Here is a 14,117-nt window from a genome sequence, read left to right on the forward strand (position 1 = left end):
CCAAGATGTTAGTTATGATATTACCCTTTTACTCCTGATGAAGTTACGCCCTCTACAAAGTATTTCTGTGCAGAGAAGAATAGAATCAGCGCAGGTACAAGAGCTAAGAAGGACATGGCAAGAATCTGATTCCATTCCACGATACCGCTGCTTTGATCGATGGACATCTTTAAGGCCAGGGCAACGGGATACTTTGCCAGACTGGTCACATAAATAAGTGGTCCTAAGAAATCATTGAAGCTCCAGACGAACTGGAAGATCATACAGCTGATTAATGCCGGCTTTAAGGCTGGCAGCAGGATTCGGATTAAAACCTGGAAGGAGTTACAGCCGTCGATGGTTGCCGCCTCATCAAGATACGTTGGAATTGAGCGTAAAAACTGAATCAGCATGAACACAAAGAAGGGTTCATTGGCAAAAATAGTGGGTGCAACCAAAGGTACATAAGTATCCAAAAGTCCAAACTGCTTCCACAAAAGGTAAAGAGGGATTCTCGTTACCACAGCAGGAAGGAACATGGTTGCCATTAAGATAGAGAAGAAAATCTTCTTAAGTGGAAACTGGAATCTTGCAAAGCCATAGGCGACTAGGGTGCTGGATACGAGACAGAAGATAATCTTCGGTATTACAAATAAAAAGGTGTTAATGAAAAACGTGGTAAAGGTATACTTGGTTCTTGTTTTCCAGCCTTCGATATACGGTGTAAAATCAATCCGCTTGGGAATGAAGTTTACAGAGGTAAAAATCTCGTTGTTGGTCTTAAACGTAGCGCCCACCAGCCAGAGAATGGGATAGATCATAACAATGGCTACGATGGTTAAAATGGCATAGCGGAAGATTGCGCTGATTGCCTGCTGCTGACGTCTGCGCCGCTCTATTTCACTGAATTTGTATGTTTTTTCCATGTTAGTTACCTCCGTCAGAATAAAATACCCACTTATTCTGTGTGGCGAAAAGAATCAGTGTTACAGACACGATTATGACAAACAGTACCCAGCTTGCCGCACTGGCATAGCCCATATTAAAATATTTAAAGGCGTTGTCATAAATAAACATGGAGGTAAGGTAAGTTGAGTTTAAGGGGCCTTTGCCTGTTACCAGATACGGACCGTTAAATTCCTGGAATGCATTGACAAGCTGCATGACCAGATTGAAAAAAATAGTTGGTGTTATAAGTGGAATTGTAATGTGAAAAAATGAGTGGAATTTTGTCGCGCCATCCACACTGGCGGCTTCATAGAGATCCTGGGGTACATCCTTTAAGGCGGCCAGGAATATAAGCATGGCAGAACCAAACTGCCATACCTTAAGTAAAACAATAATGCTCATGGCACCAGAGGGAGAGGAGAGCCACGGAACTGGTTCACCGCCAAATAAGCCGATAAAACGGTTTACAAAGCCATCCTGCTGGAATAAAAAACGCCATAAAACAGCAACCGCCACGTTTCCTCCCAAAAGAGATGGAACGTAATAGGCAGTCCGGTAAAAATTAATGAATTTCAATTTAAAGTTTAATATGTAGGCAATAAATAACGCAAAGGTAAGCTGCAACGGTACCGTAATCACTGTGTACTTTAAGGTAGCAAGCAGCGTGCTTAAAAAGTCTTTATCCTTGAAAAGATTCGTATAGTTAGTCAAACCAATGAAGTTAGGCTCTCTTACCAGATTGTAATCCGAAAAACTGATGATAAGTGCGTTAATAAACGGATACAGGGTAAGAAATACCATTCCTATCAGCCATGGAAGAATATATACAAGTCCTATTTTACTGTGTCTCAAGAAGCTTCCTCCTTTTACCAATGGATTGCAGGAGAAGACGAAGCTTCGCCTGCAATGCCATCTAACGGATTTTAATAATGGATTATTTTCCGTACTGCTGTTTTAATTTTGTAACCTGTTCGCTTGTTGCATCAAAGATTGCTTTGGCTGCTTCGTCTACCGTGCTCTGACCAAACTCAAATTTTTCATAATTGCTGTCGTATGCATTGGTGAAGACAGCGCTTTCAAAAATAGGAGAGTTGTTGATTACCTTAGCATCTTTTGTAAAGTCATAAGCCTGCTTTACGGCACCTGTAATCTGTCCGTCTGCCTCTAAAGAAGCTTTTGCAGCCTTGGAGGCAACCATACCACGGGTAGAACCCATGAGCTTGGTGCCTTCCGGATCATTTAGGATGTACTGTAAGAATTCAGCTGCTTCCTTTGGATGCTTGGTATCCTTTGAGATTGCCATTGTTAAGGATGGTTTAGCCATTGTGCCTTCAAATTTAGCTCCTTCAATGACTGGAAGAGGAGCAACGATCAGCTCGTCCCCTTTATCGGCAAGAGTCTTTGCATTGGAAGCAATTCCGCCGGTCCATTCCAGTACACCAACGTAGCCGCCATTAATGAACTTGGAGTTCTGAGCGATGGAAACAGGATCATTGCCTACATTTTCAATGTAATCTTTTCTGGAACAGAATACGTGAGCATCGGCGAGGTCTTTGTACCATGCCAGAGCTTCCTTGTAATCCTCTAAGGTGTAATTCATGGTCAGATCGTCTGCAAATTCGCCTTTTCCGGTTTTCTGCTGTAAGTAATAAGTAGCAGCAAAGCGGAAGGTTGGGCTGACGATGAGATACGAATTAGGATCATTCTTGGTAAAGATCTTGGCAGCTTCCTTATATTCTTCGAAGGTCTTTGGAATTTCCTTGATTCCTGCACGGTCAAAGGCAGACTTATTTAAATATACGCCCAGAGTGTTTTGTCCGTATGGAATGGCCTGCATCTTTCCGTTGCTCTTACCAAATTCCAAAAATCCAGGCTCATACTGAGTGAAATCAAATACATCCTTTACCTGATCCAGATCATAGAATCCGTCTCCCTTTGGGCTGTACTGTAAAATCCAGGGATAGTTTACTGTCATGATATCAGATGCAGTTCCGCCTGCATAACGGGTTGCAAACGTTTCTTCTAAGTTACCGAATCCGGAAGGCTCGCCTGTTACAACGATTTTGCCTTCATGAGCTGCATTGAATGCATCAATTGCTTTTTGGGTTGCCTGATGGCGGTCGTCATTGCCCCACCAGGAAAAGCTTAAAGCTACCGGCTCGTCGCTGCCCTTAGCCTTTGTATCACCGCTGGCTGATGTATTGCTAGAGCTACCCCCGCAGCCTCCCAGCGTAAGACTTGCAGCCAATGCTGCCGCACACATAATACTTGTTTTTTTCCACTTCCTCATGTTGATACCTCTCTTCCCTATACTTTCATTCATATATCCAATTAACTAAGTTAATCAAATATCCTTCTGCCTCGTTCATCCTCAATTCCGGATTTCCGATAAAAATAGGTGTTCACCTGGTCCCGCCAGTCGGTTGCATTTTTTTCCTGCTGGATTAAGCGGGTCTTTACATTCTCATAAGCTTTTTCATCAAGTACTTCCTTTAAGCTGTCCCAGATGGCCTGGTATTCCTTTACCTTTTCCACTCCTTTAAAATGAGTGTCGTAGATGTGCTGAATCACCGTCTTTCCAGAATGCAGAACATGGGTATATGGAACATGGTGAAAGAAGAGCAAAAGCTCATCCGGACATGTCTCAAGGCTTTCATATTCCTTGCAGCGTTCCTCGGAATACTGTCTGGTAAAACCAGTTCCAGTGGCCATGGTCCGGTCTCTTCCTACGCCGTCTCTGTCGGCGTAATGATACGTTCCCCATTTGTCATATTCATAGCCATCCACATCAGGTCCATAATGAAGGGAAGGCTTGCACATAAATCCAACAGAAAGAGGGCAGGTGTAATCTTCATACGTGTCTCTGGAAGTAGTAAGAATGGAAGATACTTTCCGTAAATCCCCGTCATTTAAGTCAAAGCTTAAACGAGTCCATTCTTCTGAAATTTCCTGAGAGGATAATTCGTTGTTCCAGATGAGTCTGCCATAGCCGTAAAGATTGGCCTGAGCCAGCTTGTTGCCTGTCCAGTTGTAATCCATACCTACATTGACCACGGCTGCGATGCCAGAGCAGCTCTTATTAGGAGAATTTTCCTTGATGATGTGTTTCACCAGGTCGTTATCCCTGTGTCTGGTATCAAAGTCCAGTACCTCCTTCCACATGGGAACGAGATAGCAGATATCCTTTTGATGGCCCGTATATTCCTGGGTGATCTGGAATTCCAGAATCTGGTTTGTCTTTTTCAATGCCCCAAATAAAGGTGAGATGGGTTCCCGAATCTGAAAATCAATGGGCCCATTTTTAATCTGCAAAATTGCATTCTCTTCAAAACACCCATCTAAGTCCTTAAATATGTCATAAGCAGCCCTTGCTCTGTCAAGGCTACGGTCTCGCCAGTCCTGGGTACAGTCATAGACAAAGCAGCGCCAGATAATAAGTCCGCCAAATGGCTTTATGGCTCTTGCCAGCATATTGGCTCCTTCGTCATGATTCCTTCCATATGTAAATGGTCCAGGTTCCCCTTCGGAATCAGCCTTTACTAATAGTCCGCCAAAGTCAGGAATGATGCGGTATAGATTGCTTATGACTTCCTTCCACCAGTTCCCTACTTCCATAGAAAGGGGATCCGCAGTGGCCAGCCCCCCAACCGTGATAGGGGCGGCAAAATTAATGGAAAGGAAGGTCTTTATTCCATAGGAAGAAAAAATCTCCGCTATTTTCTTGATTTCTGTTATTGCTTCTTCTTTAATAAAGAAGCTTTCCAGCTTGTGAACATTTACATTATTAATGGATACTGCATTGATTCCCACTGAGGCCAGAAGTCTTGAGTACTGCATGACCAGTTCCATATCACCCCGGAAGGAGTTGTTGTGGTAAAAAATGGAGTTTCCAGCATATCCCCGTTCAATGGAGCCGTCATAATTATCCCAATGATCGACCATGCGGATATTTTGATCCGGCCTGGATTCATAAGGAAATAAAGTCGTATCTCCAGCCAGCAGCAACCGGTGGAGACCATACATTCCGTAAAGGAGACCTTCATAGGAACCACTTGTGACCCGGTAGCCATGCATAGTCTTTTCAATAAGATAGCTTCCGTTGGTTTCCGCTTTATTGGAAAGGGAAAAAGTAATGGAAGCATCTGGTTCCTGGGACTGTGATATGCCTTCAAACAGAAGTGGCATCTCACGTACTATGGTCTTTAATATAGGCGATTCGCTTTCCTCAGTCATATACCAGGTGGAAATCCCGGGGTTTTGCACTTTCTTAGTCAGCCAGCACAAATCTCTCGTCTCAAACATGTTGTAAAATCCTCCTAATTGATTGGTACTTTTCTCATAAAGCCGTCGGCATCCCGGAAATGCCTTCTAGTTTTTCTTCTTCGATATAATTTGATTAAATGGTTAACAAATGAAGTTTAAAACTAGCTCCATTATAGCAATTTGCACAAAACAAATGAATGAATTTATCAAAGGTGATTTGTACTTTTTAAAGATTGTTTTTGATTGATATCATAGAGTTGCTAAAATTCATGTCTTATTTTATAATATTCTTATAACAGAAACATGGGAAAAACCGCGATTTTTGTCGATAAGGAGCGCTTGTTATGGATTTGGATTTTAATAATATGGTTCCAGAGCTTCATTACTACATTCATAGAAAATGCACGGTCAACTGGAAAATAGAAGCGGGAATCACCCCATTTATTGATATTACCTATGTGATCAAAGGAAAGGCAAAGTATACCATAGGCAACCAGGAGTATATTGTCAAGAAGGGAGACTTACTTTGCATCCCAAAGAAAACCTACCGTGCGGCGACCAATATTCCGGAGGACTTGATGGAATGTTACGTGGTCAACTTCTTTTTACGGGATTTAAACGGTCAGGATGTGTCCCTGCCCTTTCCAGTCATCAGCCATATTGGAATTCACCCCCGGCTGATTACCCTCTTTCATGAGATTCATGGAGAGTGGATGCAGCGTGAATTTGGCTATATGCTGAAGGTGAGATCCAACATGTGCCTCATCCTTTATCAGGTATCCAATCTTTTGTTGAATGAGAAGCGCATCAGTCAGGAAGACCCCAGAATCAAAAACAGCATCCGGTTTATGAGCAGCCATTATTCAGAGCCTTCACTGACCATTGATAAGCTGGCAAAGCAGTTTGACCTCCATCCCGTTTATTTTGGAAGTCTGTTTCAACAGTCTACTGGCATGACCTTTAAACAGTATTTGACCTCCCTTCGTCTTAATTATGCGGAAAGCATGTTAAAAAGCGGGGAGTACGGAGTCAGTGAGGTGGCAATTCAGTGTGGGTTTTCTGATATTTTTTATTTCAGTCGGTTATTTAAACGTAATAAGGGCATATCTCCTTCCGAGCTGTTTCCGGAGAAGGGGAAAGGATTACAAGTAGAACAGGGGGAAGAGTGAAGATGAAGTATCAGGTCATTCATATTTATGGGGCTTCCGGGTCTGGAACATCTACTCTGGGGGAGGCGATATCCAGAAGATACCATTATTTTCATATGGATACAGATGATTATTACTGGCTGCCAACGAATCCCAGTTTCACCACAAAGCGTGATATTGAGGAGCGATTATTCCTGATGAAGCGTGATATAAAGGATCATGAAGGAGTGGTTATAACAGGCTCATTGGTTGATTGGGGAGATGAGCTTATTCCGTATTTTGATTTGGCAATCCGTGTGGTGACAGATCAGAGTGTTCGGCTGGAGCGGATTAAAAAGAGGGAAAAGGAACGATTTGGTTCAAAAATAGAAGCTGGGGGCGATATGTTTGACCAGCACAGGGTATTTTTGGATTGGGCATCCCAGTACGATACTGGTGATGCAACCATGCGCAGTAAGGCCATGCATGATCATTGGGAGAGGCAGTTAACATGCAAACGAATTTCAGTGAATGGTGGAAAACCGGTGGATGAGATCTTGAAAGCTATCTTTTTCTAATCTGTACAAAGGCAGATGTTTGTGATATACTAACTCCTGTTAGTTGAGACTTACTTAAAGCGGGAGGTACTCATATCATGAGTAAATACAAGAGAAAAGGTATATTAGCAGCCGCAGCGTTATCTGCCATACTGCTTACTGCCTGCGGAGCGGCAAAGAAAGGAGCAGCTCCGGAAGCTGGTACAAAGGTGACCGAACAAACTACTGAGGTAACCGCAGATAAAGGCAAGGACACCAGAGTCATAAAGATGGAATATGGAGATGTGGAAATACCGGCAAATCCAAAACGGGTGGTGGTTGCATTCTTCCAGGGAGATTTACTTGCACTTGGGATTCACCCCATAGGCACCACATTTAACGATGACGCTGTGTTTGAACAGGAGCTTAAAGATGTTACCGTTGTAGATGCCTTTGAATTAAATCCGGAAGCTATTATGGAGTTGGATCCTGATCTTATTATCTGGAACAATACAGATCATTATGAGAGCCTGTCAAAGATTGCACCAACTCTGGCCAGGAATTACTACGATATGGAAGTAAAGGACCGGGTGGCATTTTTTGGAGAAGTATTTGGTGTACAGGAAAAAGCGGAAAAGATTATGTCAGACTTTGAAAAAAAGGCGGGAGAATCCAAAAAACAGCTTTCTGAGAAGGGGCTGGCGGATAAGAATGTCATTCTATTAGAAAACCAGACCAAGGGAGTATTAAGAGTTTTTGGTGATGATTATGGACGAGGCGGCGAGATCATCTATAAATACCTAGGTTTAAAAGCACCGGAGAGAGTTCAAAAAGAGGTCATGGATAAAGAGGGTGTGAATTACATAGATATTTCCTATGAGACTCTTAAGGATTATGTGGGAGATTACATATTTTCTGATGAAAGGATAGCTGAGATGAAAGATGTGGAAGTGTGGGAGAGTCTTCCGGCCGTCAAGGAAGGACGACTGGTGCAAAACTCCAGCGGTATGTTCTGGTTCAGTGATATTACTTCCATGAATGCACAGATGGATTTTGTTATGGATTCCTTACTGAAGACAGTGGAAGGGCAGTCCCGATAAAGGAAAGCATTGTTATAAAGGACTCATGCCAGGCATTTATGTCAGGCATGGGTCCTTTCTTTTCGTTTTTTTACAGGGAAAGATCTGGAGTCTTATATTTTCTGTATTCTCCAGGGGTCATGGCTACATATTTCTTAAAGAACCGCTGGTAGCTCTGGACGTTATTGTATCCCACTTTTTCCGATATTTCTGTGAGAGTAAGAAAAGAGCCGGTCAGGTAATCCTTGCTTTTTTCAATCCGGGTCTGATTTAAATAATCGGTTAAAGTAATTCCTGCCCTGGCACGAAAGATCTTGCTTAAGTAGGAGTAGCTGATATTTAGATAATCAGCAGTGTCGGTGATGTTCATATCCTTCATATAGTGTTCACTTAAATACTGTTTTGCCATTTCACAATAGTTGTTTTCCTTGGCGTCGTTGCTTTTATACTGAACCGAGATGTTTCTTAGGAGCGCTTTGCTGTCATGGATCATATCAGCCAATGTCTTGTATTCATTCAGAGCATCCAGTAAGCTGGTCTCCATGTGTCTGGTGAAATGAAACTCGTGATCCAGCTCTACTAAAATCCGATTATACACATCCTTTACCTGAGAAACATTGTGGATTGCCATAAGCTTCTCCTCTAATTCCAGAAAGAGCCGTTCAATTCCCGGTTCGTTCTGAGTGACGATACTTCGGATAAAAGAGGCGTTGATGTTTAAAAGCATACCGTAAAGCTCATCAGAATCCATGACCTTTTCCGTTTGACCGCTGGTGATCAGCTCATTGCTCCAGTGAAAGAAACAGGCGTTCTTCACTGCTTCCAGACACTTTGGAAATTCCTCCAGGATTTCCTTCGCGTGATGTATGGTCTGGCTGAGACCGAAATAGGCGTTCCCATTGATCAGCTTGATTACCGTATCTGTCAGGACCCTTCTGGTCTGCTCCAGATTCTCCCCTTCATTTCCCTGATAAAGAAGGACGAAGGTCTCTTCCTCTATCTTCGTTAAAATCCCCTTTTGAGAGGAAAGAAGATAGCTTCGCAGCACTTCCTCTAAATTCAACCGAAACAACAGCTCTTCTTCAGATGTCATCTTCCTGTGGGAAACGTCAAACCGAACCAGTAAAAGCTGGCAATGGCAGAAGCCGTCATTATCAAACAGATAAGGATGGTCGCCTATGAACTCCTGTTTGTACTTCCGGTTCTCTAAAAAGCTTCGGAATGTAAAGGATTTACTTAATTCATCAAAACGCTTTAATTTAATCTTCACATTAGAATTATAGGTGTTCATTTCAGTAAAAATCTGTTTCAGAAGCTCAATTTCATCGGTGACTTTTTCCTGACTGGTGTTTTTTCCCCCTTTTGCAAAATCAGAATACAAAATATGTATGGGGCGGTACAGTCGTCTGGCCATATAGCCGGAAATTATGAGAGAAAACAACATAAGGCCAGCACATACCAGCAGAATGTATTTGCCAAGATAAACCGCTTCCATATAGGAATCACCAAGAGGGTAGGAGATAACTGCCAAGGCATTAAAATCCACAGGCTTTATAAAATAAATACGGCCGTTTCTTATGACATAAGAAACCTGATTGTCAGACGATTTATAAGGCTGTAAGACCAGCTCCTTAGAGTCCAGATAGCTGCTGTTTCCTTCCATCAAAGTTCCATCAAGGGCAGTAAGAAAAAATTCGCCCCGGCCGTTTCCTAAGTGATAGGAGTCAAAAATGTCATGATACAATCCTTTCATGCTGATATTAGCCACCAGATAAAAGTCCGGTTTTCCCTTTAAGACCAGTGACAGGACCAGGTTGTTCCGCTTGTTGTATAAAAAACTGTATTTATCAAACAGCGATTCATCGTCAAAGATAAGACGGGGAGGCAGCTGTTGTATCGTACAGGAATTTTCCTTAATGTCATGAATCCACCCGGTATCATAAAATTCCGGGAAAAAGTATTGTCCTGTTTTTGAGTTGTATATTTTGCGTGTGGTCCTGTCGTAGAAATATACGGAATCAATGAGGTGATACTTTTGTGTCATGGCGGATAACCGCCTTGAGATCATGGTCAGGTCCGTATTATAGCTGCCGGAATAAGTATAGGTGCTATACCTTTTTTCACTGATTTCAGTTGCAAGCTCCAGCTTTATATTTTTAATTCTCTGATCGATGCCGGAGGCAATTTCGTTAAGGGCGATGGATTTTTGCTGGTAGAATTTCTGAGTTGCCTGCTGGATCATCATGTGGTACCAAAAAAGCCCCAGGATGCTGATGGGGATAAGAATTAAAAGAATATTGGATCGCAGGATTTTTGTAAAGTACCTTCGAAAGCCTCTTTTTTCTCTTCCTTTTAAATTCCAGATTCCAAATCCCTTCATAAAAGCATCCCCCGTTATAAAAAGTCCAATCGTTGCCAATTGTAAAATAAGCCATCTTTTACTATAGCATAGGTTTTCCTGAATTTTCAATAAAAAGCAGATTCCTACATGGTTATGATAGATATTCATAGTACAGGATAGTTATTCATAGCCCCAAATAGAATCCTACTGTTGTAATTAGAGGGGATTTCTGGTTAGAGTGGAGGAAACGACAGATTACGGAGGGAAGCTATGAAAGGTAAGTTGTTATCAGTCCGCCGGGCCGGGTGCCGGTCTGGGGATAAAAGAATCTGGTTTTATTTATGGAGAGACAAATGGCTCTATCTGATGCTGGCGCCTGTCATCATCTACTATATTGTATTTAAGTATGTACCAATGTACGGTCTCATCATAGCCTTTCAGGATTATAATGTGTTTAAGGGAATAGGCGGAAGCAAATGGTCGGGACTTCTTAACTTTAAGCAGGTATTTACAACGGATCTTTTCTGGTTATCCATCCGCAATACCTTAATTCTTAATCTATCCACCCTGGCAGTAAATTTTCCCTTGACCATTGTGGTGGCACTCATGTTAAATGAAGTACGATGCAGCGTATTTAAGCGGATTTCCCAATCCTTTCTTTACCTGCCTCATTTTATGTCATGGGTGGTGGTGGCAGGCATTGCTACCAATTTATTTGCCCAGACAGACGGAAGCATCAATCATCTCATTAAGACCCTGGGATTTGCCCCTGTTCCATTCTTAAACAGCAAGGGCTGGTGGATTTTTACCTATGTAATCTGTAACGTGTGGAAGGAAATCGGCTGGGGAACCATTATCTATCTGGCGGCAATTACAGGCATTGATGAGTCTCTTTATGAAGCTGCATACATAGACGGCGCCAGCCGGATTCAGAGAATCCGTTATATTACCCTTCCTATGATCCGGTCGGTCATCATCGTCATGCTGATTTTATCCATCAGCAAAACGATGAGCATAGGTCTTGATGCTCCCTTGCTCCTTGGAAATACAAAGGTCATCAACGTCTCGGAGGTAATCAGTACCTATATATACCGGCTGGGAATCGTAAAAGCCGAATACAGTCTGTCAACGGTCATCGGTCTCTTTCAGTCTGTGGTCAACATTATCATACTCATCCTGGCAGATCGCTTTGCCAAGCTGATTGGCGAAGAAGGCATACTATAGAAAGGAGCAGCCTGTCATGAAGAAAAAAATCCCATCCTGGGGAACTGTGATAAACTATATCTTGTTGTCCCTTTTAGTCATCATATGCTTTTATCCCTTTTTAAATGTGGTTGCTTATTCTCTTAGCAGCAACCGGGCGGTTCTTTCCGGGAGCGTCACATTTTATCCGATCGAAATGCAGTTAGATGCCTATAAGGAGATTATACATCGAAGTCAGATCTGGACGTCCATGAGGGTGACCATACTTGTAACCTTATTAGGCACTGGCCTTGGTCTGATGCTTACGGTGTTTGCGGCCTATGCTCTGTCTAAGGATAAATTAAAGGGGCGCAAATGGATCTCTGGAATGATCCTTTTTACCATGTATTTCAGCGGAGGCATCATTCCTACCTTCCTGGTGGTGAAAAACCTGGGGATGTTCGATCAGCTTACCTCCCTTTACATACCATCAGCGGTCAATGTATTTAACTTTATTGTAATGAGAACTTTTTTTCGGGAGATTCCAAAAAGTCTGGAGGAGGCAGCCTATCTGGACGGAGCCACGGACGTACAGATCCTTTTAAGAGTGGTCCTTCCCCTATCCATGCCAATTATCGCTACCATCGGACTCTTTTACGCCGTTTATTATTGGAACGATTATTTTAACGCCCTGATTTTCATTCAGTCTCCTGAAAAATTCACCCTTCAGCTGCGCCTTAGGAGCCTTTTGTTTGAAGGAGAGCTTGGGGCAGCAGGTAATGAGGGCTTAGCCCAGCAGGTCATGGCAGAATCCCTTAAAATGACCTGTATTGTAGTAGGAACCGTTCCCATACTGGCTGTTTATCCATGGCTTCAACGGTATTTTGTAAAGGGTGTTATGCTTGGGTCTGTCAAGGGTTAGCAGATCCGGATTTTAAATACACTAATTATATGATTGGAGGAAGGTATATGAAAAAGGCAAGACGTTTTCTGGCGGGGGCACTAATCTGTACAATGGGAGTGAGCTTATTTGGCTGCAATGCTTCCAGAGAGACAGGAAAAAAGACAGAGGAAACGAATACGGTTGGCACAGAGACCAAAGAGGAAGGCAGTGAATTTAAGACCACCTATGGTTCAAAGAAATTTGATGATGTGACCATAACCGTAGAAGTATTTGACCGGAGCAATGCGCCGGAAGGAAGCACAGTCATTGATAACAAATGGACCAAATACATCAATGAGGAAATGAACAAGGTAGGTATTACCGTTAAATTCGTAGCGGTTCCAAGAGCCGATGAAGTAAATAAGGCCCAGCTTATGATGGCATCAGGCACAGGGCCGGATATCATGATCTGCTATACATCATCCATTGTAGAAGGATTTTATAAGGACGGGGGAACTTATGACCTTTCTCCATACGTGGACGGAATGGAGCAGGCGAAAAACTTAAAGGATTACATAGGAAAAGATTGTATAGACCTTGGACGAAATCAGGAGGGAGAGCTTTGGGCCATTCCGGCAAGACGTTCCACCACCGCCTCCACCAACTTATTCATCCGTAAGGACTGGCTGGATGCTCTGGGACTAAAAGCACCTACCACAAAGGAAGAGATGTACCAGGTATTAAAGAAATTCCAGAAATACAAACCAGACGCCTTTGCAGCCAGCTTCTGGGTATGCACCAAAGCAAGCGATATCCCAGGCGTAATGGCAGCCTCCTTTTTAAAGAACATTGCAGATGAAAAGGCTTATGCCATTGAGGGCGATTCTGCAACCAGCCTTTTGTATACAGACCCAGGCTTTGGGGAGTATTTCAAATGGATGAATGGGTTGTATAACGAGGGACTGATCGATCCGGAATATTATGTGGATACCACGGAAAATGCCTTAAAAGAGGATTTTGTAAACGGAAAAGTAGGCTGCTTTGAATCCAATGTAAATTACAATGTAGACAGTCTTAGAGGCAGCTTGTTAAAAGTGCTCCAGTCCACAGACCCAAAGGCAGATGTCATCAGCATTCCTCCTTTAAAGAATGAAAATGACGGAGAGATCTATAACAAGAATTACCCCATTAACGGGGCCTATCTTTTCATTCCTCAATCCGCTAAGAACGTGGAAGCAGCAGTTACCTATCTTGACTGGCTTGCCACCAAGGAAGGCGGCTTTACCCTTTTCCATGGTTTTGAGGGAGAACATTTTAAATATGATGATTCAGGGGTTCCATGCGTCATAGATGCAGGGTATAATACAAAGGACAAAGACTGGACCAGACACGATTTATTCCTCATCGGAAACCAGGGCTATTATAAGACCCCCGATGAATTTGCGAAAGCAACCTCCAAGGAGTGTCCCGGGTACGAGAACTATGTGCTTGATAATTATAAGAATGCATCCATGGGAGTCGTCAGGCACGATCCTACCTTCACAGCTCCAACTTCTACAGAGAAAAACACGGAAATCAGTGTTATCCGGGAAGAGTATTTCGTAAAATTAGTTACCTGTCCTCCTGATAAATTTGATGCCACCCTTCAGGAATTTAAGGATAAATTAAAGAAGGCTGGTTACGACCAGATTATGACGGAGCGGACAGAATATTATGACAAAGCCTTTGCCGGGAAATAAGCTGGTCCAGACAATCGGGTAAAAGGCGAAAGGAGATACA

Annotated in this window: 11 protein-coding genes; 6 read left to right on the forward strand and 5 right to left on the reverse strand. The window is 42.8% G+C overall.

All coding sequences use genetic code 11. The annotated features are described in order from the left end of the window. Window positions 1–20: 20 nt before the first annotated feature. The 4 genes from OW255_RS07655 to OW255_RS07670 all read right to left on the reverse strand — a co-directional run bounded on the left by OW255_RS07655 (window position 21) and on the right by OW255_RS07670 (window position 5,229). Window positions 21–905, reverse strand: coding sequence for a carbohydrate ABC transporter permease (locus OW255_RS07655; protein ID WP_024836505.1), 885 nt, complete (start codon window positions 903–905; stop codon window positions 21–23). A 1-nt stretch (window position 906) separates the two neighbouring features. Beyond that, window positions 907–1,728 (reverse strand): carbohydrate ABC transporter permease, encoded by an 822-nt coding sequence (locus tag OW255_RS07660; RefSeq protein WP_286131059.1) that lies wholly within the window; start codon window positions 1,726–1,728, stop codon window positions 907–909. 133 nt (window positions 1,729–1,861) lie between these two features. Then, window positions 1,862–3,217 (reverse strand): ABC transporter substrate-binding protein, encoded by a 1,356-nt coding sequence (locus OW255_RS07665; protein WP_024836503.1) that lies wholly within the window; start codon window positions 3,215–3,217, stop codon window positions 1,862–1,864. 50 nt (window positions 3,218–3,267) lie between these two features. Continuing rightward, complete coding sequence (locus OW255_RS07670; protein ID WP_268116247.1) at window positions 3,268–5,229, reverse strand: alpha-glucuronidase; 1,962 nt, start codon at window positions 5,227–5,229, stop codon at window positions 3,268–3,270. A gap of 305 nt (window positions 5,230–5,534) precedes the next feature. Between OW255_RS07670 and OW255_RS07675 the strand changes: the two genes are divergently transcribed. The 3 genes from OW255_RS07675 (at window position 5,535) to OW255_RS07685 (ending at window position 7,953) form a co-directional block, all read left to right on the forward strand. Next, the gene (locus OW255_RS07675) at window positions 5,535–6,359 is read left to right on the forward strand and encodes an AraC family transcriptional regulator (protein WP_024836501.1); all 825 of its coding nucleotides are present in this window, start codon (window positions 5,535–5,537) and stop codon (window positions 6,357–6,359) included. 2 nt (window positions 6,360–6,361) lie between these two features. Beyond that, window positions 6,362–6,895 carry an AAA family ATPase gene (locus OW255_RS07680; protein WP_035317636.1) on the forward strand — a complete coding sequence of 178 codons (534 nt, stop codon included), beginning with the start codon at window positions 6,362–6,364 and terminating at the stop codon, window positions 6,893–6,895. A 77-nt stretch (window positions 6,896–6,972) separates the two neighbouring features. After that, on the forward strand, window positions 6,973–7,953 hold the full coding sequence (locus tag OW255_RS07685) for an ABC transporter substrate-binding protein (protein WP_268116249.1): 981 nt from the start codon (window positions 6,973–6,975) through the stop codon (window positions 7,951–7,953). Window positions 7,954–8,023: 70 nt separating this feature from the next. Here the strand turns inward: OW255_RS07685 and OW255_RS07690 are convergent, their stop codons facing one another. After that, window positions 8,024–10,312 (reverse strand): helix-turn-helix domain-containing protein, encoded by a 2,289-nt coding sequence (locus OW255_RS07690; RefSeq protein WP_268116259.1) that lies wholly within the window; start codon window positions 10,310–10,312, stop codon window positions 8,024–8,026. A 231-nt stretch (window positions 10,313–10,543) separates the two neighbouring features. Between OW255_RS07690 and OW255_RS07695 the strand changes: the two genes are divergently transcribed. From OW255_RS07695 to OW255_RS07705, 3 genes are read left to right on the forward strand one after another with little or no spacing between them, the layout of a single operon-like run. Then, window positions 10,544–11,497, forward strand: coding sequence for an ABC transporter permease (locus OW255_RS07695; protein ID WP_268116260.1), 954 nt, complete (start codon window positions 10,544–10,546; stop codon window positions 11,495–11,497). A gap of 16 nt (window positions 11,498–11,513) precedes the next feature. Continuing rightward, complete coding sequence (locus OW255_RS07700; protein WP_024836497.1) at window positions 11,514–12,377, forward strand: carbohydrate ABC transporter permease; 864 nt, start codon at window positions 11,514–11,516, stop codon at window positions 12,375–12,377. 47 nt (window positions 12,378–12,424) lie between these two features. Beyond that, window positions 12,425–14,077 carry an extracellular solute-binding protein gene (locus tag OW255_RS07705; protein WP_268116262.1) on the forward strand — a complete coding sequence of 551 codons (1,653 nt, stop codon included), beginning with the start codon at window positions 12,425–12,427 and terminating at the stop codon, window positions 14,075–14,077. Window positions 14,078–14,117 lie beyond the last annotated feature (40 nt).

Source organism: Lacrimispora xylanolytica, assembly GCF_026723765.1.
In the GTDB taxonomy this organism is placed as follows: Bacteria; Bacillota; Clostridia; order Lachnospirales; family Lachnospiraceae; genus Lacrimispora; species Lacrimispora xylanolytica.